The following is a 26,806-nucleotide window of genomic DNA, read 5'->3' on the forward strand; positions in this document are numbered from 1 at the left end:
GTTAAGGGCTGCTGCGGTCGCCCCATTAACCAAGACGGCCCCTTCCCTGTAACGCCAAGGGGCACCACCGCATCCAAGCAGGCCAATCCCCACACCCAACCCCCGTCAGTCCCCAGGCCAGCCCAATCTGGCCCTGATCCAGCCAACGGGCCAGCACTAGCACCAGCCCCAATAGCCACAGTCCGGGCTGCTGCACCAGCCCCGCCCGTCCATCCCAGAGCAAATGGGCCAGGGCGAATAGGGAACTTGCGATCGCGGCGGCGATCCAGGGGGCTAGGGCGGTTTGCAATTGGGTTTGCATCCATCCCCGAAACACCAGTTCCTCAATGCCGCCGAGGAAGCCCGCCAGCGGTATCAAGGCCAGGGCAATCCCCAGCCGATGAAGCAGTCCCAACCTCGACGTTTCCTCTGGAATGGGGGCAAGCCAGCCCTGCCCTAGGCGTAGGGCTGTTATCAGCAGGAGCCCTGCGATCGCGATTCCCCAGCCTAGCCCGATCCCTCGGCCCAGATCGCCCCCATTCCCCAACCCCAGTTCTGCCCATCCCGTCCCCCGCCAGCGACTCCAGCCCCACAGCATCACCGGAGCCAGCCCATACAGAATGATCAACAGGGGTAGCTTTTGCCCCGGAGAGGCGGGCCGAAAAGGCTGCCACCCCAGCTTGATACCCAGGGGAATGGCAAAGGGCAACCACAGCCCCACCCACACCAAGAGCCCCCCACCCACCTGAGCAACAGCAACAATAACAGCAATGACAGTAGCCAGCACGGCATCCCTACAGCACAGCAATTCTCAGCAATCATCTCATGCCGCCTCAGTGCCCCTAGCTCGATGAGGGTAGGAGGGTGTGGGGGTATGAAGGTGGATGGGTGATGGGGTAAATCCCGTAGGGGCGGGTTTAGCTCGTATTGACTGGGAGATCCAGGATGGTAGGCTCAAAACCCGCCCTACCCAGTGCCGGGAAATCCAAGATTGAGGTTAATACCGTAGGGGCAATTCCTTGCCTGTCCTGAGCGGGTCGTATAGCCCTTCGGGCAATAGCCTCCGGCATGGCTACGCTAAGGCTAACGCTAGGGCAGAGCCTGCCCGGAGGGCATAGGGCAAGCCCTTCGGCTTCGTTGCTCCTCCGGAGCCGCTACGCGAACAGGACAGGCAAGGGATTGCCCCTACAGAAAACAGGGGAGGCAGAGCCTCCGGCAGAGGTACCCTCACTGGATTGGTGGGCAATGCCCACCCTACGATTCTGAATTGGTGGGCAATGCCCACCCTACGATTCTGTCACCTGTCACCCACCCCATCACCCCATCACTCCCCCTACGGCACCTTGATCACCAACACCGAGCAAGGAGCTGCCTCTAGCACCTGGCTACTGACGGATCCTTGAAGAATCCGCTTCAGCCCCGTCAGTCCCCGACTCCCCAGGATGATCAAATCCACTTGATAAATCTGGGCAAGGCGAATGATTTCGGTGACGGGTTCTCCCTGGACGACCTCCGTTTGGCTGGGGCAGGGCAATAGGGCTTGGTAGTGTTGAAGACGCTCCTCCGCCTGTTGGGAATCAATATCCATTCCAGAACGGGAGTGGGTGGCATCGGCATCCTGGGGGGGCGGAGCAATCACGTGGGTTAGCACCACCTGATGGGCCGCAGACAATTGAATTTGCTGAAAAACCGCCACTATCGCATCAGCGGGGGTGGAATCGTCCAAGGCTACTAAAATCTTTTCAAACACGCCGCATCTTTAGCCAAATCCTATAGGGCCATTGTAGGGGGACTGCACTAGGGGTTTTCCAGAGCCGGAGGGGAGAGGGGGCGAGAAGAGAACTGGGTCCGTAATTCGACAGAGGCCCCGTGGGAGGCCAGTCCCTCTGCCTTGGTCAGAACTGCGATCGCATCTGCTACCTGTCCCAATAGAGCTGGGGAATATTGAATCAGGCTGGAGTGCTTCATAAAGGTTTCCGTACTCAGGGCGGAGGCATAGCGAGCCGCCCCCGAAGTAGGCAGAGTGTGGTTGGGTCCCGCCAGATAATCCCCCACCGCTTCCGGAGTGGAATGGCCCAAGAAGATAGCCCCGGCATGGCGAATTTGGTCCAACAATTCCCAGGGTTCTGCCACTTCCAACTCCAAGTGCTCCGGGGCGAACTCATTGGATAGTGCTACGGCAGTCGCAAGGCTATCCACTACAATGGCAACCCCGTAATGGGCGATCGCCTTTTCCGTCAGGGTTTGTCGGGGGTGGTCCTGCAACTGGCGATCCACCTCCTCCGTGACCCGCTGAGCTAGGGCAGCATCAGGAGTGATGAGAATGGCGGCAGCTAGAGGATCGTGCTCCGCCTGGGCCAACAGATCCGCCGCGACGTACACCGGGTTAGCTGTACTGTCAGCAATCACCAAGACTTCCGACGGCCCCGCCAAAGAATCAATGCCCACAGTGCCAAAAACCTGCTTTTTGGCCAGGGTGACGTAGATATTGCCCGGTCCCGTAATCACATCTACAGCAGGGATAGTTTCTGTCCCGTAGGCTAGGGCTGCAATAGCCTGGGCTCCCCCTACCCGATAAATTTCTGTAATCCCTGCCTCTTGGGCTGCCACCAACACCGCCGGATTGATTGTCCCCCCCGGTCCCGGAGGCGTCACCATGGCGATCCGAGGTACCCCTGCAACCTTGGCCGGAATCGCATTCATCAACACCGTACTGGGGTAGGCTGCCCTACCACCTGGCACATAGATGCCCGCCCGATCTACAGGAGTGTAGCGCTTACCCAGCACCCCTTCCCCCTCAAAGGTTACCCAACTGCGAGGAACGCGCTGACGGTGAAAGGCTTCAATATTTTTCTGCGCTAGACGCACCGCATCGATTAGCTCCTTAGAAACCTGCTGGTAAGCAGCGTCCAACTCCGAACCCCGCACCTTGAGGTCTGGGGCCGTGAGCACCAACTTGTCGAAGTCAGCGGTGTACTGGAGAACCGCCGCATCTCCCTTGCGCTTCACCGCCTGCAAAACTTCCCGGACCGTGGCTTCCTTGTGGAAAACTTGGTCATCGTGGGTGCGAGCACAAATGCGTTGCAGCTCTGCCTGAGCCTCATTCAACTGGTTAATGATGCGCAGCATTCGGCATTGACCTGAATGAATAACCAACGCAGTCCAGCCCCGGTAGTCCCGGTAGCTGAGCCCCGCGAATATCTCTAAGGATGCCCACAAGATAGGCTGGACAGGGGCGCTGCGTACTCTGTGTGAATAGCTTAACGTGCTTTTTTGTCTTCTGTCCTGACGCAACCCCTAGCCTTTGGACAACTTAGTGTTATCATAGCTATTCTGGTAAATTTTCCGATTAAGCTAGGGCGAACTGTGGCAAACATTAAGTCTGCAATCAAGCGTATTGATATTGCGGAGCGGAACCGTCTCCGCAACAAGTCCTATAAGTCAGCGGTTAAAACCCTGACGAAGCGATACCTGACGGAACTAGAAGCGTATAAGGCTAATCCTAGTCCGGAAGCACTGGCCGTTGTTCAGCAACGGATGTCGGCAGCCTTTAGCAAAATTGACAAGGCCACCCAACGGGGAGTCTATCACCGCAACACAGGTTCCCGTCGTAAGGCTCGACTCAGTCGAGTTCTCAAGGGTGCTCTAGGGGAGGTCTCTCCCGCTGAGCAAGCTGAGCAAAGCGTGTCCTAGCTCCTAGGTTGGGTTTAACTCAACCTTCGGGGTTTGCTCGGAGTCACGCCATTGCTTAGGAATTTTCGATCGGTCTATGCGATTAATTGACACCCACGTCCATATCAACTTTGACAGTTACCAGTCCGATTTGGACCAAGTGGCGGCGGCTTGGCGGGCAGCGGGAGTGGTGCATTTAGTGCATTCCTGCGTGGAGCCGGGGGAATTTCCCAAAACCCAGGCGATCGCAGATCGATACCCCGAGGTGTCCTTTGCAGTGGGACTCCACCCCTTGGATATGGATCAGTGGGATGACACCATGGCCGATCGAATTGAGGCACTAGCCCGATGTGATCAGCGGGTGGTGGCCATCGGAGAAACCGGGCTGGACTTCTTTAAGGCGTCGAACCAAGCGGTGCAGCAAGCTGCCTTCTGGGCACAACTTGCGATCGCACACCGTCTGGAGCTCCCTGTCATTGTCCACTGCCGTGATGCGGCAGCGGATGCAGCAGCCTTAATCTCTCGATTCATCGACACCCAAGGTCCAGTACGGGGGGTGATGCATTGTTGGGCGGGAAGTCCCGAAGAAACCCAATGGTTTCTAGACCTGGGATTTTTCATTAGCTTCAGCGGTATTGTCACCTTTAAAAACGCCCATCAGGTGAAGGATGCCGCCCGCATGGTTCCCAACCATCGGCTGTTGATTGAAACCGACTGCCCCTTTCTGACCCCTGAACCTCGACGGCAAGAGCGGCGCAATCAGCCCGCCCATGTGCGTCATGTAGCCGATTATCTGGCCCAACTTCGCCAGACCACCCCAACTGCGATCGCGGATCAAACCACGCGCAACGCCATCGGGCTATTTCGACTGCCCCTTGACCCCGAGGCGGTCAGACCAAGGGAAGAACCCGTGGCACCCACCGCCACGCCATTAGTCCCCGTCGCGGAGGCAATAGGGTAAAGACAACTCAAGAATTAGGAGCTTGACAAGCGTTCCGTTTTAAGTTCTTTTTATTAAGCTATTCACATATGCGAGACAGGCCGATTTGAGAAGGCGCTAACGGGTGACGGACAAAGGGATCACGCCAATGGCTGTCGTCAGCCTAGGCACTGGCAAATGTCAAACCATAGACATGCATGCATATCCACCTGATTTAGAGCTGTATTTAGGGAGCCCGCCCCCTAGGGTAACTGGCGGTCGTGCTCTCGGTATCAGCATCGATCTGAAGGGCTATGACGCAGACTGCTTTTAGCTGAAGAGCTGGGAATCGCTCTTCAGCCTTCGCCGTGTTTATTCCCAGACACGGCTCACAACTGTAGACACGTGGGGCTAATCCACCTAAGGAGACGCATGAGCGGACAAATTATCACTACATCCAACTTTGTTCTGCCTGATTTGGTGGAGATTCAGCGTTCCAGCTTCCGCTGGTTTTTAGAAGAAGGGCTGATTGAAGAACTGGATAGTTTTTCTCCCATCACGGACTACACCGGCAAGCTCGAACTCCATTTCCTAGGCAAAGACTACAAGCTCAAAAGCCCCAAATATGATGTAGACGAGGCCAAGCGGCGGGACGCCACCTATGCAGTACAAATGTACGTCCCCACCCGCCTGATTAACAAGGAAACCGGGGAAATCAAAGAGCAAGAAGTCTTCATCGGGGATTTACCCCTGATGACTGACCGGGGCACCTTCATCATCAACGGTGCAGAGCGGGTCATCGTCAACCAGATTGTCCGTAGTCCTGGTGTCTACTACAAGTCCGAAACCGACAAGAACGGGCGACGCACCTACAACGCCAACCTCATTCCTAACCGGGGGGCTTGGCTCAAATTTGAGACCGACAAAAACGACCTCACCTGGGTCCGCATCGACAAAACCCGGAAACTCTCCGCCCAAGTCTTACTCAAAGCCCTAGGACTGACGGATGGCGAGATCTTCGACTCCCTACGCCACCCCGAATATTTCCAGAAGACCATTGAAAAAGAAGGGCAATTTAGCGAAGAAGAAGCCCTGTTGGAACTATACCGGAAACTACGGCCCGGTGAACCACCGACAGTCTCTGGAGGACAACAACTTCTAGAATCCCGTTTCTTTGAACCCAAGCGCTATGACTTGGGTCGGGTGGGACGCTACAAACTCAACCGGAAACTGCGTCTTAGCATTCCCGATACAGTGCGCGTCCTCACCCCCCAAGACATCCTCACCGCCATCGACTACCTCATTAACCTGGAATTTGATGTGGGCACGGTCGATGACATCGACCACCTCGGCAACCGCCGCGTCCGCTCCGTTGGTGAACTGCTGCAAAACCAGGTGCGCGTCGGCTTGAATCGCCTGGAACGGATCATCCGGGAACGGATGACCGTCTCCGATGCCGACTCCCTCACCCCCGCTTCCTTGGTCAACCCAAAACCCTTGGTCGCCGCCATCAAGGAGTTCTTTGGCTCCAGCCAGCTCTCCCAGTTCATGGACCAAACCAACCCCTTGGCGGAGTTAACCCACAAGCGCCGCATCAGTGCCCTCGGTCCTGGGGGGCTCACTCGGGAGCGGGCCGGCTTTGCCGTGCGGGATATTCACCCCTCCCACTACGGACGCATCTGTCCCATTGAAACTCCAGAAGGTCCAAATGCGGGGCTGATTGGTTCCCTAGCCACCCACGCCCGCGTCAACGCCTTTGGATTCATCGAAACCCCCTTCTTCCGGGTGGAAAACGGCAAAGTGCGGCGTGATCTACCCTCCGTATACATGACTGCCGATGAAGAGGACGACCTGCGGGTGGCAGCGGGTGACCTGCCCACTAACGAAGAGGGCTACATCCTGGGGGAACTCATCCCTGTGCGCTACCGCCAGGATTTTGACTCCATTCCCCCCACAGAGGTGGACTATGTGGCGGTATCCCCGGTACAAATCATCTCCGTAGCCACCTCCTTGATTCCCTTCCTGGAGCATGACGACGCCAACCGCGCCCTGATGGGCTCTAACATGCAACGGCAGGCAGTCCCCCTACTGCGCCCTGAGCGGGCCTTGGTGGGTACGGGGCTAGAGGCCCAAGCGGCTCGGGACTCGGGCATGGTCGTGGTCAGCCGCGAAGCTGGAGAGGTGATCTATGTAGACGCCGACCAAGTGCAGATCCGCGATGATGCGGGCACGGTTCATCGCTATGTTCTACAAAAGTACCAGCGGTCTAACCAAGACACCTGTCTCAACCAACGTCCCATCGTCTTCCAAGGCGATCGCATTCAGCAGGGGCAAGTCATTGCCGATGGGTCCGCCGCTGAAGGAGGCGAAATTGCCCTCGGCCAAAACGTTCTCATTGCCTATATGCCCTGGGAAGGCTACAACTACGAGGATGCCATCCTCCTGAGTGAGCGGCTCGTCTTTGACGATGTGTACACCTCCATTCACATCGAAAAATTCGAGATCGAAGCCCGCCAAACCAAGCTGGGACCAGAAGAAATCACCCGAGAAATCCCCAACGTCGGCGAAGATGCTCTGCGTCAGCTCGATGAAACCGGCATTATCCGCATTGGCGCTTGGGTCGAAGCCGGAGAAATTCTGGTCGGTAAAGTTACCCCCAAAGGAGAGTCAGACCAGCCCCCAGAAGAAAAACTACTGCGGGCTATCTTTGGAGAAAAAGCCCGAGATGTACGGGACAATTCCCTGCGGGTTCCCAATGGCGAAAAGGGTCGCGTTGTAGACGTGCGCGTCTTTACGCGAGAACAGGGAGATGAGCTGCCCCCCGGAGCCAACATGGTGGTACGGGTCTACGTGGCCCTCAAGCGCAAAATCCAGGTGGGCGACAAGATGGCGGGCCGCCATGGCAATAAGGGCATTATTTCCCGGATCCTGCCGATTGAAGACATGCCCTACCTGCCAGATGGCACCCCCATCGACATTGCCCTTAATCCCCTAGGGGTGCCCTCCCGGATGAATGTGGGTCAAGTGTTTGAGTGCCTCCTAGGCTGGGCGGCAGACAACCTCGATGCCCGCTTCAAAATCACCCCCTTTGATGAGATGTACGGGGAAGAAGCCTCCCGTAACTCCACCCACGGCAAACTCCAAGAGGCTCGGGACTACACCGGACAGGATTGGGTCTACAACCCTGAAGATCCCGGCAAAATCCTGCTTCGGGATGGTCGTACCGGTCAGCCCTTTGACAAGGCGGTTACCGTAGGTCGAGCTTACATGCTGAAGCTAGTCCACCTCGTGGATGACAAAATCCATGCCCGCTCCACGGGACCCTATTCCCTCGTTACCCAGCAGCCCCTCGGCGGTAAGGCCCAGCAGGGGGGGCAGCGCTTTGGAGAAATGGAAGTGTGGGCCTTGGAAGCCTTTGGCGCAGCCTATACCCTCCAGGAATTGCTCACGGTGAAGTCCGATGACATGCAGGGGCGCAACGAAGCCCTCAACGCCATCGTCAAGGGTAAAGCCATTCCCCGCCCTGGCACTCCCGAGTCCTTCAAGGTACTGATGCGCGAGCTGCAATCCTTGGGGCTGGATATTGCTGTACACAAGGTGGAAACCCGAGAGGATGGCACCAGCCGAGATATTGAGGTGGATCTGATGGCTGATGTCAGTAATCGACGCACCCCATCTCGCCCCACCTACGAGTCCATCAACGCCGTTGAAATGGAGGAGGTCGAGGAATAGTTCCTCCCTAGAGCCTAGGAGCTACCTAGGCTCCCTTATCACCCCAGAGCCCTTTTTACCTAACCCTTATTCCCCCGTCTGAAGGAAGTAGCTGAGCATGCCTAAGCTGGAACAGCGTTTTGATTACGTCAAGATTGGTATCGCCTCCCCCGAGCGTATTCGCCAGTGGGGAGAGCGGACCTTGCCCAATGGCCAAATCGTCGGGGAAGTCACCAAGCCCGAAACCATCAACTACCGGACCCTAAAGCCGGAGATGGATGGCCTTTTCTGTGAACGCATCTTTGGTCCCGCCAAGGACTGGGAATGCCACTGTGGCAAGTACAAGCGGGTGCGGCACCGGGGTATTGTCTGTGAGCGTTGCGGCGTTGAGGTGACAGAATCCCGAGTCCGTCGCCATCGCATGGGTTATATCAAGCTAGCCGCCCCCGTGGCCCACGTTTGGTATCTGAAGGGCATCCCCAGCTACATTGCCATTCTCCTAGACATGCCCCTACGGGATGTGGAGCAGATCGTCTACTTCAACGCCTATGTGGTGTTGGATCCCGGCAATGCTGACAACCTCAGCTACAAGCAGTTGTTGACGGAAGATCAGTGGATTGAGATTGAAGATCAGCTCTATGACGAAGAGTCACAGCTTGCGGGGGTCGAGGTGGGCATTGGAGCGGAGGCGCTCCAGCGGCTCCTAGAGGATCTAAACCTGGAGGAATCTGCCGAAAAACTTCGGGAGGATATCGCCGTTTCTAAGGGCCAGAAACGGGCCAAGTTGATCAAACGGCTCCGGGTCATCGATAACTTCATCGCCACTGGCTCCAAGCCTGATTGGATGGTGATTAACATCATTCCCGTTATCCCCCCCGATCTGCGTCCCATGGTGCAATTGGATGGGGGTCGGTTTGCCACCTCTGACCTGAACGATCTTTATCGCCGGGTGATCAATCGCAACAACCGTCTGGCAAGGCTTCAGGAAATCCTGGCTCCAGAGATCATTGTCCGTAACGAAAAGCGGATGCTCCAAGAGGCGGTGGATGCGCTGATTGACAATGGTCGTCGAGGCCGCACCGTGGTGGGGGCTAACAACCGTCCCCTCAAGTCCCTTTCGGACATTATTGAGGGTAAGCAGGGACGCTTCCGGCAAAACCTCTTGGGCAAACGGGTCGATTACTCAGGCCGTTCTGTGATTGTGGTCGGCCCCAACCTGAAAATCCACCAGTGTGGCCTGCCTCGGGAAATGGCCATTGAGCTGTTCCAACCCTTTGTGATTCATCGTCTGATTCGTCAGGGTTTGGTGAACAACATTAAGGCGGCTAAGAAGCTAATTCAGCGCAATGATCCCCAGGTATGGGAGGTGCTGGAGGAGGTGATTGAGAGTCACCCAGTGATGCTCAACCGAGCCCCTACTCTGCACCGTCTTGGCATTCAAGCTTTTGAGCCAATTCTGGTAGAGGGGCGGGCAATTCAGCTCCATCCCTTGGTGTGCCCTGCCTTTAACGCTGACTTTGATGGTGACCAGATGGCGGTCCATGTACCTCTTTCTTTGGAAGCCCAGGCAGAGGCACGACTGTTGATGCTGGCCTCGAACAATATTCTTTCTCCAGCGACGGGACGGCCTATTATCACCCCGAGCCAGGATATGGTGCTGGGGTGTTACTACCTCACAGCGGATAATCCTGCCCAACAAAAGGGGGCTGGACGCTATTTCCGCAGTATGGAGGACGCCATTATGGCCTTTGAACAGGGTTTGGTTGGCATTCATGCGCAGGTCTGGCTGCGCTATGACGGTCTGGTGGACTCGGATGTGAAGGAGCCAAAACTACTGGAGGAAAGCCGCAGTGAGGATGGCATCACAACCCGCGTTTATGAGGATCGCCGTGTGCGGGAAGACGCGGAGGGCAATCTAGTTTCCCAATACATCAAGACCACCGCTGGTCGCATTATCTACAACAAAACCGTACTGGATGCCTTGGCGAGCTAATCCACCGAATGGATGTTAAAGGACTGAACTGCTGAGTTAGCAGTTAGTAGTACGTAAACCACTAGACAACACCTGACGAAGGGCGGAGAGACGCAATGGCAGAGCAAGGGTCTAATCAATCCCCGATGATCTTTAGAAACCGAATTATCGACAAGAAGCAGCTTAAGAAGCTGATGTCTTGGTCCTTTGAAAACTTCGGGACGGCCCGCACGGCCCAGATGGCGGATGAGGTCAAGGATCTGGGTTTTCACTATGCAACCCGAGCGGGGGTCTCCATTAGTGTGGAGGACTTGCAGGTTCCCGAGTGTAAGCGGGCGATGTTGCAGGATGCGGATGAGGAGATTCGCGTTACGGAGGAGCGCTACACCCGAGGCGAAATCACGGAGGTGGAGCGATTTCAAAAGGTAATTGATACCTGGAACAGTACCAGCGAGTTGTTGAAGGACGAGGTGGTAAAAAACTTTCGCCGCAATGATCCTTTGAACTCGGTGTACATGATGGCCTTCTCGGGAGCCCGAGGAAACGTCTCCCAAGTGCGTCAGTTAGTCGGGATGCGGGGCCTAATGGCCAACCCCCAGGGAACCATTATTGATCAGCCGATCCGGACCAATTTTCGGGAGGGTTTGTCGGTTACGGAGTATGTAATTTCTTCCTACGGGGCGCGAAAGGGTCTGGTGGATACGGCGCTACGGACGGCGGACTCGGGCTATCTGACCCGGCGTCTCGTGGATGTCTCTCAGGATGTGATCATTCGGGAAAATGACTGCGGTACGGAGCTGGGTATTCCGGTGCGGAGCATGATGGCGGGCGATCGCGTTTTGATCCCGATCTCTGACCGCCTTTTGGGGCGTGTGGCGGCCCGGAATGTCGTGCATCCCGAGACTGGGGAAGTTCTGGTGGAGCGCAATCAAGCGATCTCGGAAGCCGTAGCAGAGGCGATCTATGCCGCAGGGGTCGAGGAGGTCTATGCCCGTTCGGCGCTCACTTGTGAGGCTACTCGTTCTGTGTGTCGCCATTGCTATGGTTGGAGCTTGGCCCACTCGAAGATGGTGGATTTAGGGGAAGCGGTGGGCATTATTGCTGCCCAGTCGATTGGAGAACCGGGTACCCAGCTCACGATGCGGACGTTCCACACTGGGGGCACCGTTACTGGGGAGATGGCACCCCAGATTCAATCTAAACACGATGGGACGATTCAACTGGCTAAGCAGTTTCGGGGTCGGAGTTTCCGCACCCGCCATGGGGAGGATGCGCTGATCCTGGAGACTAATACGGATCTGGTGATTGCTGGGGAGGGCAAGCCCCAGAAGGAGGCTCTGCCCCAGGGAACGATTTTGTTTGTCCAGAATGGCGATCACGTTGTCAAGGGGCAACTTGTTGCGGAATTGCCCACGACGAGCCGGATCCAGAAGGTGACGGAAAAAGCCACCAAGGACGTAACCAGCGATCTTTCGGGCGAAGTGAAATTTTCTGGTCTTGTCCAGGAAGAGAAAAAGGATCGCCAGGGTAACACCACTCGTCTTGCCCAACGGGGGGGACTGCTGTGGGTGCTATCTGGGGAGGTGTATAACCTGCCCCCCAATGCTGAGCCCGTGGTGAAGAATGGTGACCATATTGATGCTCAGGGGGTTTTGGCAGAAACTCGCCAGATTACGGAGCGTGGTGGCTTGGTGCGTCTCCCGGACAGCACTGATAACAAGGGGGGGCGTGAGGTAGAGGTGATTACCTCTTCCGTACTGCTTAACCAGGCAGCAGTGAAAATGGAGAGTGCTCAAGGGGGAGAACATTATGTCATTGAGACCTCTAATGGCCAGCGCTTTTCCCTGATTGCGACTCCCGGTACTAAGGTGGCTAACCATGCGGTGGTGGCGGAACTGGAGGATACCCAGTACCACACCCAAACTGGGGGTATCATCCAGTATTCCGGCGTGGAAGCCACTAAAAAGGGCAAGGGTAAGCAGGGCTATGAGGTGACGAAGGGGGGCACGCTGCTATGGATTCCGGAGGAATCCCATGAGGTTAACAAGGATATTTCCCTGTTGCTGGTGGAAGATGGCCAGTATGTGGAAGCGGGCACCGAGGTGGTGAAGGATATCTACAGCCAGAATAGCGGGGTGGTGGAAGTCACCCAGAAGAACGATATTCTGCGGGAAATTGTGATCAAGCCGGGAGATCTGCACATGGCGGATGCACCGGAGGCGTTGATGGAGCGCGATCGCAGCATTATCCCGCCTGGTGAAGAGCTGATGCCGGGGCTAAGCACCGACCGCCTCTGCTACATGGAATATGTAGAGACGCCGGAAGGCCCTGCCATTTTGCTCCGCCCGGTGGAGGAATACACCGTTCCCGATGCTCCCCCGGTACCCAGTCAAGATTCCATCAGCGACAACGGTAGTAACATTCGCCTCCGAGCCGTCCAGCGGATCTCCTTCAAGGATGGAGAACGGGTTAAAGCTGTCGAAGGGAAGGAACTGGTTCGGACCCAATTGGTGCTGGAAATTGAGGAGGAAGCCTCCCACTTAGAGGCGGATATTGAGCAGGTTCCGGATGAGGATAATCCCGAAATCATGCGCCTCCAGTTGGTGATTCTGGAATCCATTGTGGTGCGCCGCGATGTGGTGGCGGACCAGACCCAGGGCAGCACTAGCACCCGCCTACTGGTGGAGGATGGTCAGCAAATTGAGCCCGGTGCTATTGTGGCTCGGACTGAAATTCAATGTAAGGAAACCGGGGAAGTGCGCGGCATCCGTGAGGGTGACGAGGCGATTCGCCGGATTCTGGTCACGCGGGACGCTGACCGCATTCTTGTCGATCTGCAAGGTCAACAGGCCCACGTAGCGGAAGGGGATCTGGTGGTGGCCGGCAGCGAAGTTGCTCCTGGCGTTTTGCTGGACGAATCAGGGCAGGTGATTCAAATCACCGATACCCATTTGGTGTTGCGCCTTGCCCGCCCCTATCGGGTCTCGACTGGAGCTGTGCTGCATATTGACGACGGCGACCTAGTGCAGCGGGGGGATAACCTGGTGCTGTTGGTGTTTGAGCGGGCCAAAACTGGGGATATCATCCAGGGTCTACCCCGAATTGAGGAATTGCTAGAGGCCCGTAAACCGAAGGAAGCCTGTGTCTTGGCGGAGCGTCCTGGTACGGCTCAGGTTCACTTCCTGGACGATGAAAACATCGAGGTGAAGGTGGTGGAAAATGATGGCGTGGTCACCGACTACATCATCACTGCGGGGCAAAATATGCTGATCAGCGATGGTCAAGTAGTGGATACTGCTGAGCCGCTGACGGATGGTCCTCCGAATCCCCACCAAATTCTGGAGATCTTTTTCAACTATCACTTGGCTCAAGGGCTTGGTACCCATGAGGCGGCGATGAAGGGACTCCAGGCGGTGCAAACCTTTTTGGTGAATGAGGTGCAGTCGGTATACCAATCCCAGGGGGTGGATATTTCCGACAAGCACATTGAGGTGATTGTGCGCCAGATGACCTCAAAGGCTCGCATTGATGATGGCGGAGACACCACCATGCTCCCCGGTGAGCTGATGGAGATCTACCAAATTGAGCAGGTCAATGAGGCCATGTCTATCACGGGGGGAGCCCCGGCTCAGTACACCCCCATGCTATTGGGGATTACCAAGGCGTCCCTGAATACCGATAGCTTTATCTCCGCCGCCAGTTTCCAGGAAACCACGCGGGTTCTTACGGAAGCTGCGATCGAGGGCAAGTCGGACTGGCTGCGAGGACTGAAGGAGAATGTCATCATTGGACGTCTGATCCCAGCGGGGACTGGGTTCAATGCCTATGAAGAAGCCTCTCATCCTGAAGTGGACAGTGCAGCCTATGACGGTGACCTCATTGATGACAATGTGGCTCGGGATGTGGTTTTGGATGACAAGACTGCCCGTACCTATGAGCTAGAGGCGGGCCTGGGCATTCTGCCTGATGATGAGGACATTATTGGTCTTCAGATTGAGGGCAATGGCTCCCTCGGGCTTCCCAATGGTGAATCTCTAGATGATGATGATCTGCTGATTGATGACAACACCACTGCCCCCTAGTGGTCTGCGGTGTACATACCCTAACTTATCGTGGTACACCTCGGCCCCTCACCCTAGCCCTCTCCCACGGGGAGAGGGGACCAGAAAATGTGGGGCTGACGCGACAATAGTGGGCTGATTTACGCCCTGCGGTACTAGTGGTCTGTCAATCTCAAATTTGTGGGTAACGCAGAAAGAGGGCGCGAAATCGCGCCCTCTTTCTGTATGACTAGGGGTATGGCAGGGAATCTTCTGTAGTGCTGAGATGCTCCGATTAGGCAAAGGCAGGGTTGATCCCCATCGATACCAGCCCCGTAGGGACATACTCAATGCCACACAACTCCACTTGGGCAATCCCTTCCACCATCAGGGCTATCTGGACGATCTGCTGGAGTTGGGTAGGGCTGGTAACCCGGCCATGGAGAATAATTACGCGCCCCCGTTGAAGAATCGTCAAGTCCGCGATCGCATTCGCCCCTAGGCAATTGCGCAGATGACATTCCACCCGCTTTTTGAGGCCATAGTGGTCGTACTCCCCCCCGAGACCTACCCGCTCTGGGGGAATGGATTTGAACCACCGGGCTTGGCCTTGAGGGGCCGGCGGCGGGTTGGGAGAACTCAGACGATGAGTAAAGAACGAGATCTGATTTAGAGCACCCATTGATTCTGCACCTTGAACATTGCTGGTGTAGCTGTGAGCCCTGGGAGAGGCAGTGGCGTGGGGGCTACGCCCAACCCCAAGGGGGGCAAACCCAGGGGCAACCTCAACACAGAATTGGCTTCAAGGAATCTTCACACGTACCGGATGGAATTTATGCGTACTAGATGAATTTTATGCGTTTACGGATGGAACATTGCGTATTTTCAACGACATACTTAGAAGAAAGATACTTCAGGATAGAGCTTACTTCCGTAAGATGAGCCAGTTTTGCGGAAATGTGAGCCAGGGAAAGGGCTGAAAGCTCAGGGTTTAATTTCCGGGGTACCTAGGGAGTAGACCCCCTCAGACATCGTCAGTTCCCCGGAGAGACAAATAAGCCTTGTAGGGCACTGCCCACCCTTTGGGAACATGCTGTTCGGAAATTACCTAAGGATATAGAGATCAAATAACGTGGGATAGCCGTCCCGGCTGTCCATGGTCAGGCAAGATGCCTCACCCACAAGAATTGCATGTTAAAGGATCCGGGTTCCTAAGGCTCTAGGCTTGAGTCAGTAATGCCACTGCATAGGCGGCAATCCCTTCTTCTCGACCTGTGGGGCCGAGCTGTTCATTGGTAGTGGCCTTGACCCCCACCTGTTCTGGTTCAATCTGGAGGGCCTGGGCTAGGGTGGCCCGCATCGTGGCAATGTGAGGCTTAAGTTTGGGCCGCTCTGCCACAACGACGCTGTCAATGTTGACTACTAACCAACCGCGATCGCGAATTAACCGATCCACCTGCTTCAGCAATTCCACGCTGTTGGCTCCTGCCCACTGGGGATCATCAGGGGGAAAGTACAGGCCAATATCCCCCAGACTCAGGGCTCCCAAAAGGGCGTCCATAATGGCATGGGTCAAAACATCAGCATCGCTGTGGCCCACTAAACCAAGGGGATGTTCTAGCCGCACCCCGCCCAAAATCAGGGGACGATCGGGTCCAAGGCGATGAATATCGTAACCGTTGCCGATGCGAATAGTCATAGCTATAACAACCAGTATTATCTTGCAAATTTCCGTGATTTTGCGCAAAGATTCAACATAAGTTTATACGGTATCCGCAAAATCACTGGATTAGTGTCGATTTTTGGCGGGGCAGGACGATTGTGGTCAATACACAGCCCTACGCTCCTAAGGAGATTTCTGGTTTGACGCGGGGGGGTCTAATTCTGATGGCGTATTAGGGATAGACTCAGGATTTGCTTCGCCCTGCTGCTGAAGCCAGCGCTGGTAGAGATCGGGGCGGCGGGTGGCCGTGCGATGGAGTTGCTGCTCATGTCGCCATTGGGCGATGGCCCCATGGTTGCCCGACCGCAGCACCTCTGGCACCTCCCAGCCCCGAAATATTGCCGGACGGGTGTATTGGGGATAGTCCAGGAGGGGGGTCTCGAAGCTCTCGTACTTGAGGGAGTCCGCCTTGGCCACCGTGCCGGGGCGCAGGCGGATCACCCCATTCAGCAGGGCTAGGGCAGGAATTTCCCCACAGGTCAGGACAAAATCCCCCAGGGATACTTCTCGGGTGATCAAGTGCAGCACTCGATCATCTACCCCCTCATAGTGGCCGCACACCAGTACCAGTTGATCGTAGTCACGGGCTAGGGTGTGTAGCAGGGGTTGGGCCATGGGTTCCCCCTGGGGAGTGAGTAAAATTACCTCTCGACGTGCCTTCTGGGGCAGGGATTCCACGGCGGCAAAGAGGGGTTCTGGTTTCATCAGCATTCCTACGCCACCGCCATAGGGCTCGTCATCGACCTTATGGTGTTTGTCGGTGGCGAAGTCCCGAGGATTGGTGAGGTGAACTGTAGCAATGCCTCGATCTAGGGCTTTGCCTAGTAACCCCGATTGCAGGGGAGAAGTAAAAAAATCTGGAAATAGGGTGACGATATCAAAGCGTAAGGGTTCAAAGCGTAAGGGTTCAGAGCACAAGGAATCGGAGGAAGCCATTACACGTTTACTCGCGACCCTGGAATCGCAGCGCCTGTAACCGATTCATCAATACCGCTTCCTGGGGCTTGATTTCCAGTTGTCGGGCCAAGCTGAGAGCTTGTTCGTAGGCTTCCATGGCGGCGATGGTCTCGTTGGTCTGGGCGTAGTATTCTCCCAAGCGGGTGAAGGTTAGCATCTGCTGGTAGGGAGAGGTGCTGCTACTACTGGTCAGGGCCAGCCGCTCTTCGATAAATCGCCGGACCTGGGTGAGGTCGTTGCGCGATTGGTAGACCTCCACCAATCCGTCTAATGCCCGGAGTAAATTGGAAATATCTCCGCTTTGTCGGGCGGCATCCCGTGCCACCAAGTAAGCTCCCAGCGCCTGACCCGATTCCCCTAGGCCGTAGTAGATGGCTCCTAGGGTGTTATTGGAGTTTGCCTCTCCGGCCAGATCTCCGGCCCGGAAGCGGTATTCCGCTGCCGCTTCGTAGTATTTGCGGGCATCATGGAGGTTGCTTTGGCTGCGGGCCACTAGCCCCAGATTGCTGAGGGAGAGGCCGATTCCGGCGTTATCCCCCACATCTAGACCAATGGCTAGGGCGGTTTGAAACGCCTCTTGGGCGGGAATCAACTGCCCCCGCTGCACGAAAATTGTGCCTAGATTATTCCAGCCCCGCACCTGCCCCAAAAAGTCGTGGTTGTCCTGAGCGACCGCCAGCCGTCGCCGCAGGGTGTCTTCTGCTTCCCGGTATTGGGTCAATTGGGCATAGGTGAGGCCGATGTAGTCGTAGGCTATGCCGGCAGTGGTGAGGTCTCCCAGGGCGTGGTAGATGTCGATGGCCCGGTACCAAGCCGCGATCGCACGGTCATAGTTGCCTGCCTGCCGCTCTTGACTGCCGAGACGCAGGAGTTGGTCTGCCACATCCCGAGGTTGTCCCTGGGTAGCGTTGTTGGGACGAATATCAAGCTGGCGTTCGAGTTGCTCAAGGCCATGGGCCACCGAGGGTGATAGCAAGCCCCCCACCAAGCACAGGGCCAAGAGTGCAGCCGTTGGAGTCGGACGAGGAGTCATGGGGTTGCGGGGGGTAGGGAGGCTGGGGTTACTCAAGGGGAGACGAAGCCAATTCCGGTAGGGGACTGCGATGGCCCCTAGAGGCCGGTCCCTGACCATTGCGAGGGGCCAAGGTGGTCAAGGCTTGGATGTAAATCTGGTAGATGTCCTCGGGGAGGGCTTGTTCCAAGTGACGACAGGCCACCCGCAGGCGGTTAGCGACTTCAGAGGGGGAAATGCGTTCTCCCTCTGCTTGCAGGTAGGCCGCGATGCGGGTATCGCTCCAGTGGAAGGTGCGGGCCATTACCAAAATCAAGCGCTCCACGGGTTCCATGCTGTCCAGTGCCCGCTCTACATAGCACCAGAGGGGGGGAGAAGCTTCCTCTAGGGCGTAGTGGATTTCCTCCACCTCTGGCAGTATGGCCTGATTAATACAGAGGGCGGTGACGTTGATCAGCCAACTCTGGAGGGAGAGAGACCGTTGGGGCGTGGCATCTTCGGCGGGGAGATCAAGGCCCCCCAGTTCATTCAAGATGTGTCGCCAAGTGAGGGCAAAGAGATAGTCTGCCTGCACTGGAGACCGGGCAGAATGGCGAATCAGACTATAGACAATGGGACTGTAGCGGCAGAAGATAGCCGTAAAATATCGGCCAGAGGTGGGCTCGGCCTTGAAGCGCTGGAGCAGTTCGCGATCGCTCAGGGGCGCTAACTGCTGCACAAGCTCGTGACTACATTCAGGGAAGCTGGGGATTTGCACTGGAATCTAGGACAATGGGACGCAACAGCCATCAAAGTTGCTCATACTATAACCACAGATTTTTGAAGAAAACCGATTTTTTTACAAAATCCAGTGGAGTTGTCCCAATTTGGGGCTATCCCTGAGGGCAAAGACGATCCAGGCTCATGGCACCTCGTTCCCCTTGATACACTAGTTAAGGAAGCGGGGATACTGACTATATACTTCTTGCAATCTATTTTTCTCAACCGACTGAGTCAAGTGATCTGTCTATGAGCACCATTGTGGACCTATGGCAGGGGAGTCCGTCCCCGATATTAAGCTGGCTAGGGTTGCCAGTGGATGTCTTTTCCACCCAGGGCATCATGGTGATGCTGCTGGTGGCCTATGCCGGGGCTATGTGGATGTTCCTGAGCAGCGCACCTAAGGTCCATACGGTGATGGTGTCTGATCTGGAACTGGCCCGCCGCTTTTATGAGGGGATGTTGCGGCTTCCGGCGGCGGATGTGCCTCTGCACTATTACTACAACTATGAGCAAACGCTGGGGACTGCTGGGTTAGATCCAATGCTAGCTGCAAGTAATTTTGGTGGGCAGGGGACTCCCTACAACAGTCCGGATGGTCTCTGGTATCAGCTTAAAAAGAACACCCAACTCCACATTGTGGGTGGGGCCAGTCGGGGCCACGGCAATCGCGATCGCCATGTTTGTTTTGATCATGATTGTCTAGAACAATTGCTAATGCGGGTGCAAACACGGGGGATTCGCCATAAAATCCGCCGGGAGCAACCCCTTAATTTTCTGGTAAAGGACTATGACGGTCAGGTCATTGAGATGGCGGAAATTTCTGCCTAGTACTGGGCAACGGAAATACCCTGGCCGTTCCATCGTGGCACACCTCGGCCCCTCACCCTAGCCCTCTCCCGCGGGGAGAAGGGACCAGAAAATGTTGGGCTGGTGCGGCAGAATCGTAAGCCTATTTCTGCCAAGCAGTACTAGTCATACCCCTGTTTCTATTGCTTTCAGCGTGGGTAGGCTGTCTTGGTTTTTGGGGGTTGCTCCACTTCTGGGTGGGTGCTGGATGTCTAGAAGTTCTGAACTATGGGTAGACCCCAGGAACCTGGGCCGTTATGGTAGCTAACAGGAAGTCTTCTCTCGCGACGCTGCCCTAGAGCGGGGACGACTGCCAGCCCATAAGCTACCCAGCCCCGTGACACCCAAGCGATCGCTACCCGAGACTACTGCCTATGTCCGTATCACTTACCAGTCCTGGCACCAAGGGCGTTTGGTGGGGGAGGTGCGGGCTAGTGAATATGCGTGGCAGTTTCAATGGCAGTTTCCCAAGGGCCAACTCAGCATCGAACCTTCTCTGGGTCGCGCCCTGATTCGTGAACCTCTGGGACGGTTTTTAGAACGCTTTGATTATCAACTGGAACCGGGCGGCGATTATTCTTTCACTATTCGCGCCAAGATTTAGGGGCTGTGGACCATCAAAGCCAGATTCTTGGTTATGGGCCGATTACAGCGCCTAGCTTTCTTTCGTAGGGCAGGCGTAGTTATGCTGACCCTGTAAAGGTTTCCTCGCTAAAGAATATTAGTCTCCAGTCTGTTTTCCCTTAAACCGCAGTGGAATTGTAATTCCGAACGTGGCACCTTGGCCCTGGATGGAGTCACAGGTTAGTTGGCCGCCGTGTTTGCCAACAACGATTTCTTGGCTGATGGAGAGCCCCATACCTGTACCCCGTCCGACGGGTTTGGTGGTAAAGAAGGGGTCAAACAAGCGATTGCGAATATTTTTCGGGATGCCAGAGCCATTATCCTGGACTTGAATACGGACCCGTTGGCCATCTACGGGTTCGGTCCGAATAGTGATGGTGGGTGGGGCGGAAGGCTGACCATTTTGGGCTGCTACGGGAGCGGTGGCCATGGTTTCCTCTAGGGCATCAATGGCATTGCAGAGGAGATTCATAAACACCTGATTTAATTGTCCAGCGGAACATTCTACTGGGGGAATTTGGCCATAGTCGCGCACGACTTGGATGGCGGGATGTTCGGGGCGGGCCTTGAGGCGATTTTGCAAGATCATCAGGGTGCTGTCGATACCCTCGTGGAGATCTACCTCTTTCACCTCGGACTCATCCATGCGGGAAAACACCCGCAGGGACTTGACGATGTCGCGAATGCGGCTGGCTCCCACCTGCATAGATTGCAGCAATTTGGGCAAGTCTGTCTGGAGAAACTCTAGGTCTATGTTATCGATCTCGTCTTGAATGACGGGGTCGGGGTCGGGGTAGTGAGTTTGGTACAGGCGGATCAGGGTGAGGAGATCCTGGATGTATTCATCGGCGTGGCTGAGGTTGCCGTAGATGAAATTCACCGGGTTATTGATTTCGTGGGCTACCCCCGCCACCAGTTGGCCTAGGCTCGACATTTTCTCGCTCTGCACCATATGCATTTGCATGTGCTGCATCTCTTGCAGCGCCTGCTCTAGGGCCTTAGATTTACTGCGTTCGCGAGTTTCACTTTCCCGTAGTCCGGCCTCAACTTTTTGGCGGTGGGCGATTTCTATTTGGAGCTGGTTGTAGGCTTCAAGCTGGCGAAAAACCTTGTCGAAGGACCGTCCTAAAAAGTGAATTTCGTGGCTGCTCAGGGCGGCGGGCATGGTAAAGGTGCCGGTTTCCTTACTGGCTTCCACTGCTTTCTTCAGGTCTTCAATGGGTTGCAGTACTAATCGTCGCACCAGCATCCCCATCAGCATGAGGATGGCTGTGGCTCCCAGCAGCAGGGTGAGGGTGGAATGGGTGAAGGTGCGTTGGGCATCTTGCTGCAATTGGTTCAGATCGAGGACTGCGATCGCAGCTCCTCGACCGCCCGTGCTGCCAAACATGGTGCTGCTGAAGGGCAGCAGGGTGACAAGAGCGGGGCGGCCATTGATGGTGATCGGCACTTGCAACGTCGTGCCGCTGGCCATAGCTGCTTCCACCTGAGGGATAAGGTGGGGATAGCGATCTAGAAAGCTATCCTGGGCGGTGGTGTTGGGGCCTTGGGCCAGGGTCTGTCCCTGGGGGTTGAGCAGGAAAATTTCAACCACCGCTGGCAGGGTGGAATAGTTCTGCACCATCCGATTCAAGGCGGTAATATTTTCGCCTTGGATCAGACTTTCCGCTGAAAATTCCAGGGTTTCAGTAATGGCCATCGCCCGCACCCGCACCTGGGTATCGAGGTTTTGGCGGATCAATCGGTAGTTCACTCCCAGGGTGACCAACCCCACAGTGATGATTGAGCTGCCAAATCCTAGGAGAAGCTGTTGGGAGAGGCTCCAGTGACGTTTTTTCGGGTTTGCATCCGTCATTGTTTCCAGGCTTGAATCGCGTTTTCCACGGGTTTGGGGTTGATCTCTAGGTCTTCACGAATCACTCGGCCATGGCGGGGATCCTGCTCCAGGAAGCGAACAATTTCTGCTTGGACGGCTGCCAGCCGATCTTGGCCCAGAAACATCCGTTCATGCATAGCGATGTCGCCTTTTTTTAGCCCCCCATAGTCGGCGGCGAAATCCTCTGGAGCTTGTCCCAACTGCTCTCCTACCGCCTGGAAGACCTCTTCCGGTGTCTCATCTACCGCCTGCATAATGTCAAACCAGGACAGGATGAATGCCTCGACTTCTGCCGCATTGGTCTCTAGGTAGCTGGAGCGGGCAATCAACCCATCTACCACATGGCTATCCACATCTGCCGTGGTGAAGAGGACTTTGCCGTCAATGGCGGTGGCAGTCTGCCCCAGCATGGGCTCCCAAAGGACGGCGGCATCCAGGCTGCCCGCTAACATTTCGGCCTCTGCCTCCTCATTAGTGATGTCGGCAATGTTCACCTCCAAGGGGTCTACCTGATGGGCCGCTAGGGCTTCTAGAAAAATCAGATGGTTAACGCTGCCCAACTTGGCGGCCACGGTTTTGCCCTTGAGATCGGCCACGGTATCAATATTGGGCTGGGCCACCACACCATCGGACCCGTAGGACACATTGGTGACCATGATGTAGGCGGGGTTTTCCTCGCCGGGATCGGCCTGCATCGCATCCCACAGGGAGACAAAGGCTAGGTCGAGAGAGCCCCGTAGCAGCGCCCGCACGGTGTCTTGGGCTACATCAAAGCGAACGAACTCCACGTCTAGTCCCCGGTTGGCAAAGATCTCGGAGGTCTGTCCGTAGAGGGCGATATCAAATCCCGGCCAGGTATTGAGGCCAACCTTCAATAGTTTGGGCTGATTATTAGCGGTGCAACTGGCGATAGCGATGGTGGCTACCAGTGCCATGCCAAAAAGGATGAGTGCCTTCAGGGGGGAGCGAGAATGCTTCAAGGGAGCATAGATCAAGCGAAGTAGGCGTTTCATGGCAATAGCAATAGGCTGTTACATAGGGATTAGGCGGCAGGGAACATCAGGTTAAAGATTCGGATCACTCGAATCCAGGGTGCCCAACCTCGCGCCTCTCTCAACCAGGTGCAAGGGGCAGATTAGAACTGGGGCTGTTCTGTCAATGGGGGTGAGATCACCCAAGGCCGATCAAAGACCATCGCCCATACGGTTTTGAACAAATTTGTTCAAATTTGAATAGGATGGCGGCCTCAAACTCTTGCCCTTTGAGGGAGGCGGGCTTTGGGTGGGTTCGATACACTGTGGGCACTTTTTAGAATCTTGTGGCGGTATGTGGGATTCCTATTTGGGGCTGGCGGTTGAAAGTCCGACCCTGTTTTGGCTGATTTTGGCGGGGGTAGCGGGGGGCATGGCCCTCATCTTTGGTCAGGGCGTCCCTTTGCTAATTCGCTGGGGGTTGCAATGGCTGCGTCCAGAGGATGCCTCTGGCTTCTACGGTCGGGTGATTCAACCCCAGCGATCGCTGCTGGTGATGCTGGGGGCGCTGCTGCTGGTGGATCTGGGCGGACTGATTTTGCTCCAGGGTATTTGGTATGTGCCCTGGTTTAATCGCTTTGAATTTCTAGTTACCTTGACGCTGACGGGGGTGCTGGGGCTGTTTCTGGTCCGCTGCTTCCATACTTATTTCGACACCTATCTAATCGATGCGGCACTCCAAGGGGGGCGCAAGACCAATAGTGAACTGTTGCTCATTGGGCGTTTTTTGGCCAACTTTGGCATTGTCGTAATCCTAATTGTGCTGTTTGGTCAGACCCACGCCATCAATATTTTTGGCATTGTGGCCAGTCTGGGGGTGGGGGGAATTGCGATCGCATTCTCGGCCCAAAAGGTCTTGGAGCAACTTTTGGGGGGCGTAGTGATCTATGTAGATCAGCCCTTTAAGGTGGATGACTATGTGGGGCTACCGGATGGTACCTTTGGCCGGGTGGAGGCTATTGGTTTGCGATCCACCAAGATCCGAACTTCGGGGAAAGGAACCCTAGCGGTCGTGCCCAATAGCTTGATTATTCAATCCACGGTGGAAAATTTCTCTGGGGCCAGTAAGGTGATGGCAATTGTCCATCTCAACCTGTACCGCACCGTGGGAGAAGAGGAGCGCGCCCTGATTCGCCAGGTCATTCAAGACAGCACCCGCGATATTTTTGGCATCGACGATCGCAGTACGGCTATTGCCTTTCGGGCACTGGACGGGGGCAGACTAACCCAGGTGCAGACCACCCTCTTTATTCTGGGGGCCAGTGGTGGCTCCATGGAAATTCGGCGGCAGTTGCTGGATGTGGCGAATCAAAAGATGACCAAACGCCTTAAGAGCTACGGTATCTCCTTTGATATTGAGGAGCCCACGATATATATAGACTCGCCGATCACGGTGTAACACTGATCCCGCTTGGATTCAGTTTGGCTCAGGCTTTGGATACGGTGTAGCGCTGATCCCGCTTGGATTCAAACCAGGGCGTGTGGACCATTAACGGGGAAACCCTTGTAGGGTAAGCATGACCACGCCCGACCGACGGAATCAAGCTAGGGGCTGTAGCCGACCCATAACAAGAAATCTGGCTTTGATTGTTCACAGCCCCTAGATCTGGCTTTGGATGAGGACCGGGGTATGGGCACGTCAGGGAAAACGGAGTAGATAGGGCATGCTGGATAGACTGAAAAGGCTGTGGGAGGTGGAGGGGTTAGGCGCGATCGCGCAGACTCCTACCCTGGTCATTTTTTTGGTGCTGCTGCTCTTGGCCTTAATCGTAGGGCGCTGGACCCCCAATGTGGTCAGGTTTACGGTACGGCGGTTTTTTCCCACTCCGGTGGTGGTGGTCTACGACCAAATGATGGAGCCGATCCGAGGTACGTTACGCACCGTCGGCACCTTGCTCCTGATGGCCCTCGCCCTGGGCTGGCTAGAGGAAGATCATCCTAATATCTATGACCTCCTGACTCCCCTGATAGACTTGGCAGTTATTGTGGGCATCGCCTGGTTAGTCTCCCGCCTGTTTCGCCAAGGGGTCCGCATTTATGGGGTAGACCTGATCAAACGGATGGGTCTGGAGGTGGATGAACTGCTGCTAGTGTTTGAAACTATTGCCAATAGTGTTATTGGTTTAATTGCGGTGTTGATCTACGCCCAGAGTCAGCAGTTCAACCTATTTGGCCTCTTCGCTAGCCTGGGGGTGGGGGGACTTGCGATCGCATTTGCTGCCCAAAAGATTTTGGAGCAATTGCTCAGCACCATCGTGCTGTATCTGGATCGACCCTTTATTCCCGGCGAGTACATTCGCTTGAGCAACGGCCAATTGGGCCGGGTGGAATCCATCGGTTTGCGCTCCACCAAAGTTCGCACCGCCGCTAAAAGCACTCTGATTATTCTGCCCAACTCCAACTTGGTGACCATGGAGATCGAGAATGTCAGCCGCGCCAAGAAGGTGATGGTGATGCTCTATCTAGACTTTACCCGCGCCCTAGCAGACGAAGATGCCGCCCTAGTGCGGCAGGTGGTGAACCAATGCACCGATTCTGTGTTTGGCGTTGATCCCGGTAGCACCAGTATTGTCTTCACCCCAGCGGGGGACGAAAATGGGGCTCGGGGTCAGGGAATGCGGCGGGCGCGGGTGACCTTTTTCATTCTCGGGTCCAGCGACAATTCCATGGATTTGCGGAAGCGGCTCTTAGTGCTAGCGAACGAAAGTATCGCCCAACGTCTGGACAGCTACGGCATCCAGTTCACCACCCAAGACCCCACGGTCTATGTGGAGTCCCCCGTCACGCTTTAGGGTCTGTTTCGACAAACCCTGGTCGGGCCTCATGGCTGGCCCGCAATAGGGTGGTTAATGTCTCCCACTGCTCTTGTTCGATGAGATCCGTCAGAGTGGCTAATTGCTTCTGATAGAAGCGGAGCGATCTCAGAATTTCTGCTCGGTTATAGCGGGCCATCATCAGCCCCAGTTCGGGGTTGCCGCCCCCCACGCGACTAGTATCGCGAAAGCCAGAGCTGGCCAGGTGCTGGGCCAACTCCCGCACGGGGGTGTCGGATTCCTGGAGACAGGCTTGGATCAGGCTACTGCTGACCATGACGGGCAGGTGGGAAATCCAAGCCACAGCACGATCGTGGGCCTCTGGGGTACAGATAAAGACCTGGGCTCCGAGGGATTCTGCTAGGGCGTGAACGGTTGCGATCGCATCTGGATCCGTTGTCTCTAGGGGGGTGATGCCGTAGGGTCGTTGGCGAAAGAGGTCGGCTTCTGCCGCCGCCAGCCCCGCCTCCGCCTTACCCGCCATGGGATGCCCCCCGACAAATCGGGGCCACAGGGGACTCACCGCCTGCACCACCGCCCCTTTGACAGAGCCCACGTCGGTGATGATAGTGTCGGCAGCGAGGTGGGGGGCAAGCGCCTGGACCGTAGGTGCGATCGCGGCAATGGGAGTACAGATTAGAACTATCTCCACCGCCGCCAGACTGGCTAGATCCGTCGTCGCTCCATCCACCATGCCCCCCATCACCGCCGCCGCACAGGTATCCGCCCGCCGCGCCACACCATACACCTGATGTCCTTGGCGACGCAGATCCAGCCCTAGGGAGCCGCCAATCAACCCCAAACCCACAATGCCAATTTTCATAACCCCGAGGAAGCGTCTTGCATTGGAAACCGCATCATCCCATCAT

The 26,806-nt window shown here is 55.9% G+C and carries 20 protein-coding genes; 9 read left to right on the forward strand and 11 right to left on the reverse strand.

Annotation, left to right across the window (positions count from 1 at the left end; all coding sequences use genetic code 11):
* Positions 1–25 precede the first annotated feature (25 nt).
* From LEP6406_RS28510 to hisD, 3 genes are all read right to left on the reverse strand, one after another.
* Entirely contained in the window at positions 26–766 is a 741-nt protein-coding gene (locus LEP6406_RS28510; RefSeq protein ID WP_051463734.1) for a type II CAAX endopeptidase family protein, read from the reverse strand.
* A gap of 546 nt (positions 767–1,312) precedes the next feature.
* Entirely contained in the window at positions 1,313–1,729 is a 417-nt protein-coding gene (locus LEP6406_RS0216460; RefSeq protein WP_008319309.1) for a universal stress protein, read from the reverse strand.
* A 47-nt stretch (positions 1,730–1,776) separates the two neighbouring features.
* Positions 1,777–3,108 (reverse strand): histidinol dehydrogenase, encoded by a 1,332-nt coding sequence (gene hisD / locus LEP6406_RS0216465; protein WP_008319311.1) that lies wholly within the window; start codon positions 3,106–3,108, stop codon positions 1,777–1,779.
* A 237-nt stretch (positions 3,109–3,345) separates the two neighbouring features.
* Here hisD and rpsT point away from each other — a divergent pair, with 237 nt between their 5' ends.
* The 5 genes from rpsT to LEP6406_RS0216490 all read left to right on the forward strand — a co-directional run bounded on the left by rpsT (position 3,346) and on the right by LEP6406_RS0216490 (position 14,335).
* Positions 3,346–3,672, forward strand: a complete 327-nt coding sequence (rpsT, locus tag LEP6406_RS0216470; RefSeq protein WP_027269200.1) for a 30S ribosomal protein S20 — start codon at positions 3,346–3,348, stop codon at positions 3,670–3,672.
* A 76-nt stretch (positions 3,673–3,748) separates the two neighbouring features.
* Entirely contained in the window at positions 3,749–4,612 is an 864-nt protein-coding gene (locus tag LEP6406_RS28515; protein WP_008319315.1) for a TatD family hydrolase, read from the forward strand.
* A 390-nt stretch (positions 4,613–5,002) separates the two neighbouring features.
* The gene (gene rpoB / locus LEP6406_RS0216480) at positions 5,003–8,302 is read left to right on the forward strand and encodes a DNA-directed RNA polymerase subunit beta (RefSeq protein WP_008319316.1); all 3,300 of its coding nucleotides are present in this window, start codon (positions 5,003–5,005) and stop codon (positions 8,300–8,302) included.
* A 97-nt stretch (positions 8,303–8,399) separates the two neighbouring features.
* Positions 8,400–10,274: a DNA-directed RNA polymerase subunit gamma gene (locus LEP6406_RS0216485; RefSeq protein ID WP_008319318.1), complete on the forward strand. Its 1,875-nt coding sequence runs from the start codon at positions 8,400–8,402 to the stop codon at positions 10,272–10,274.
* 95 nt (positions 10,275–10,369) lie between these two features.
* Complete coding sequence (locus LEP6406_RS0216490; RefSeq protein ID WP_008319320.1) at positions 10,370–14,335, forward strand: DNA-directed RNA polymerase subunit beta'; 3,966 nt, start codon at positions 10,370–10,372, stop codon at positions 14,333–14,335.
* Between the two features lie 253 nt (positions 14,336–14,588).
* Here LEP6406_RS0216490 and LEP6406_RS28520 read toward each other — a convergent pair whose 3' ends face one another.
* The 5 genes from LEP6406_RS28520 to LEP6406_RS0216515 all read right to left on the reverse strand — a co-directional run bounded on the left by LEP6406_RS28520 (position 14,589) and on the right by LEP6406_RS0216515 (position 18,703).
* Positions 14,589–14,975 (reverse strand): BON domain-containing protein, encoded by a 387-nt coding sequence (locus LEP6406_RS28520; protein ID WP_008319322.1) that lies wholly within the window; start codon positions 14,973–14,975, stop codon positions 14,589–14,591.
* A gap of 537 nt (positions 14,976–15,512) precedes the next feature.
* Positions 15,513–15,992 carry a 2-C-methyl-D-erythritol 2,4-cyclodiphosphate synthase gene (ispF, locus tag LEP6406_RS0216500; protein ID WP_008319326.1) on the reverse strand — a complete coding sequence of 160 codons (480 nt, stop codon included), beginning with the start codon at positions 15,990–15,992 and terminating at the stop codon, positions 15,513–15,515.
* 147 nt (positions 15,993–16,139) lie between these two features.
* Positions 16,140–16,952, reverse strand: coding sequence for a tRNA (guanosine(37)-N1)-methyltransferase TrmD (gene trmD / locus LEP6406_RS0216505; RefSeq protein ID WP_008319327.1), 813 nt, complete (start codon positions 16,950–16,952; stop codon positions 16,140–16,142).
* 7 nt (positions 16,953–16,959) lie between these two features.
* Positions 16,960–18,042, reverse strand: a complete 1,083-nt coding sequence (locus LEP6406_RS28525) for a tetratricopeptide repeat protein (RefSeq protein WP_225886563.1) — start codon at positions 18,040–18,042, stop codon at positions 16,960–16,962.
* Entirely contained in the window at positions 18,035–18,703 is a 669-nt protein-coding gene (locus LEP6406_RS0216515) for an RNA polymerase sigma factor (RefSeq protein WP_071992247.1), read from the reverse strand. Before LEP6406_RS0216515 ends, LEP6406_RS28525 begins: the two co-directional genes overlap by 8 nt.
* 290 nt (positions 18,704–18,993) lie before the next feature.
* Here LEP6406_RS0216515 and LEP6406_RS0216520 point away from each other — a divergent pair, with 290 nt between their 5' ends.
* Positions 18,994–19,575, forward strand: coding sequence for a VOC family protein (locus tag LEP6406_RS0216520; protein ID WP_008319334.1), 582 nt, complete (start codon positions 18,994–18,996; stop codon positions 19,573–19,575).
* Between the two features lie 355 nt (positions 19,576–19,930).
* The gene (locus LEP6406_RS0216525) at positions 19,931–20,197 is read left to right on the forward strand and encodes a DUF3146 family protein (RefSeq protein WP_008319335.1); all 267 of its coding nucleotides are present in this window, start codon (positions 19,931–19,933) and stop codon (positions 20,195–20,197) included.
* 117 nt (positions 20,198–20,314) lie between these two features.
* Here LEP6406_RS0216525 and LEP6406_RS0216530 read toward each other — a convergent pair whose 3' ends face one another.
* Positions 20,315–22,072 (reverse strand): sensor histidine kinase, encoded by a 1,758-nt coding sequence (locus LEP6406_RS0216530; protein WP_008319337.1) that lies wholly within the window; start codon positions 22,070–22,072, stop codon positions 20,315–20,317.
* A complete protein-coding gene (locus tag LEP6406_RS0216535) occupies positions 22,069–23,106 on the reverse strand; it encodes an ABC transporter substrate-binding protein (protein ID WP_008319338.1) in 1,038 nt (345 codons plus the stop codon). Before LEP6406_RS0216535 ends, LEP6406_RS0216530 begins: the two co-directional genes overlap by 4 nt.
* A gap of 313 nt (positions 23,107–23,419) precedes the next feature.
* On the opposite strand from LEP6406_RS0216535, the gene LEP6406_RS0216540 reads away from it, so the two are divergent.
* Together LEP6406_RS0216540 and LEP6406_RS0216545 are read left to right on the forward strand one after the other, a co-directional pair.
* Positions 23,420–24,523, forward strand: a complete 1,104-nt coding sequence (locus LEP6406_RS0216540) for a mechanosensitive ion channel family protein (RefSeq protein ID WP_008319340.1) — start codon at positions 23,420–23,422, stop codon at positions 24,521–24,523.
* Positions 24,524–24,788: 265 nt separating this feature from the next.
* The gene (locus tag LEP6406_RS0216545) at positions 24,789–25,916 is read left to right on the forward strand and encodes a mechanosensitive ion channel family protein (protein ID WP_008319342.1); all 1,128 of its coding nucleotides are present in this window, start codon (positions 24,789–24,791) and stop codon (positions 25,914–25,916) included.
* Here the strand turns inward: LEP6406_RS0216545 and LEP6406_RS0216550 are convergent.
* Positions 25,906–26,760, reverse strand: a complete 855-nt coding sequence (locus tag LEP6406_RS0216550; protein ID WP_008319344.1) for a prephenate/arogenate dehydrogenase — start codon at positions 26,758–26,760, stop codon at positions 25,906–25,908. The two genes, LEP6406_RS0216545 and LEP6406_RS0216550, sit on opposite strands and share 11 nt — an antisense overlap.
* Positions 26,761–26,806: the final 46 nt, after the last annotated feature.

Origin of the sequence: Leptolyngbya sp. PCC 6406 (genome assembly GCF_000332095.2) — a bacterium.
In the GTDB taxonomy this organism is placed as follows: Bacteria; Cyanobacteriota; Cyanobacteriia; order Phormidesmidales; family Phormidesmidaceae; genus PCC-6406.

Coding starts and splice junctions, on each gene's coding strand:
- LEP6406_RS28520 (WP_008319322.1), bottom strand. CDS start 14,975: ATGGGTGCTCTAAATCAGATCTCGTTCTTTACTCATCGTCTGAGTTCT.
- LEP6406_RS0216550 (WP_008319344.1), bottom strand. CDS start 26,760: ATGAAAATTGGCATTGTGGGTTTGGGGTTGATTGGCGGCTCCCTAGGG.
- LEP6406_RS0216545 (WP_008319342.1), top strand. CDS start 24,789: ATGCTGGATAGACTGAAAAGGCTGTGGGAGGTGGAGGGGTTAGGCGCG.
- trmD (WP_008319327.1), bottom strand. CDS start 16,952: ATGGCTTCCTCCGATTCCTTGTGCTCTGAACCCTTACGCTTTGAACCC.
- rpoB (WP_008319316.1), top strand. CDS start 5,003: ATGAGCGGACAAATTATCACTACATCCAACTTTGTTCTGCCTGATTTG.
- hisD (WP_008319311.1), bottom strand. CDS start 3,108: ATGCTGCGCATCATTAACCAGTTGAATGAGGCTCAGGCAGAGCTGCAA.
- ispF (WP_008319326.1), bottom strand. CDS start 15,992: ATGACTATTCGCATCGGCAACGGTTACGATATTCATCGCCTTGGACCC.
- LEP6406_RS0216520 (WP_008319334.1), top strand. CDS start 18,994: ATGAGCACCATTGTGGACCTATGGCAGGGGAGTCCGTCCCCGATATTA.
- LEP6406_RS28515 (WP_008319315.1), top strand. CDS start 3,749: ATGCGATTAATTGACACCCACGTCCATATCAACTTTGACAGTTACCAG.
- LEP6406_RS0216485 (WP_008319318.1), top strand. CDS start 8,400: ATGCCTAAGCTGGAACAGCGTTTTGATTACGTCAAGATTGGTATCGCC.
- LEP6406_RS0216535 (WP_008319338.1), bottom strand. CDS start 23,106: ATGAAACGCCTACTTCGCTTGATCTATGCTCCCTTGAAGCATTCTCGC.
- LEP6406_RS0216540 (WP_008319340.1), top strand. CDS start 23,420: ATGTGGGATTCCTATTTGGGGCTGGCGGTTGAAAGTCCGACCCTGTTT.
- LEP6406_RS0216530 (WP_008319337.1), bottom strand. CDS start 22,072: ATGACGGATGCAAACCCGAAAAAACGTCACTGGAGCCTCTCCCAACAG.
- LEP6406_RS0216490 (WP_008319320.1), top strand. CDS start 10,370: ATGGCAGAGCAAGGGTCTAATCAATCCCCGATGATCTTTAGAAACCGA.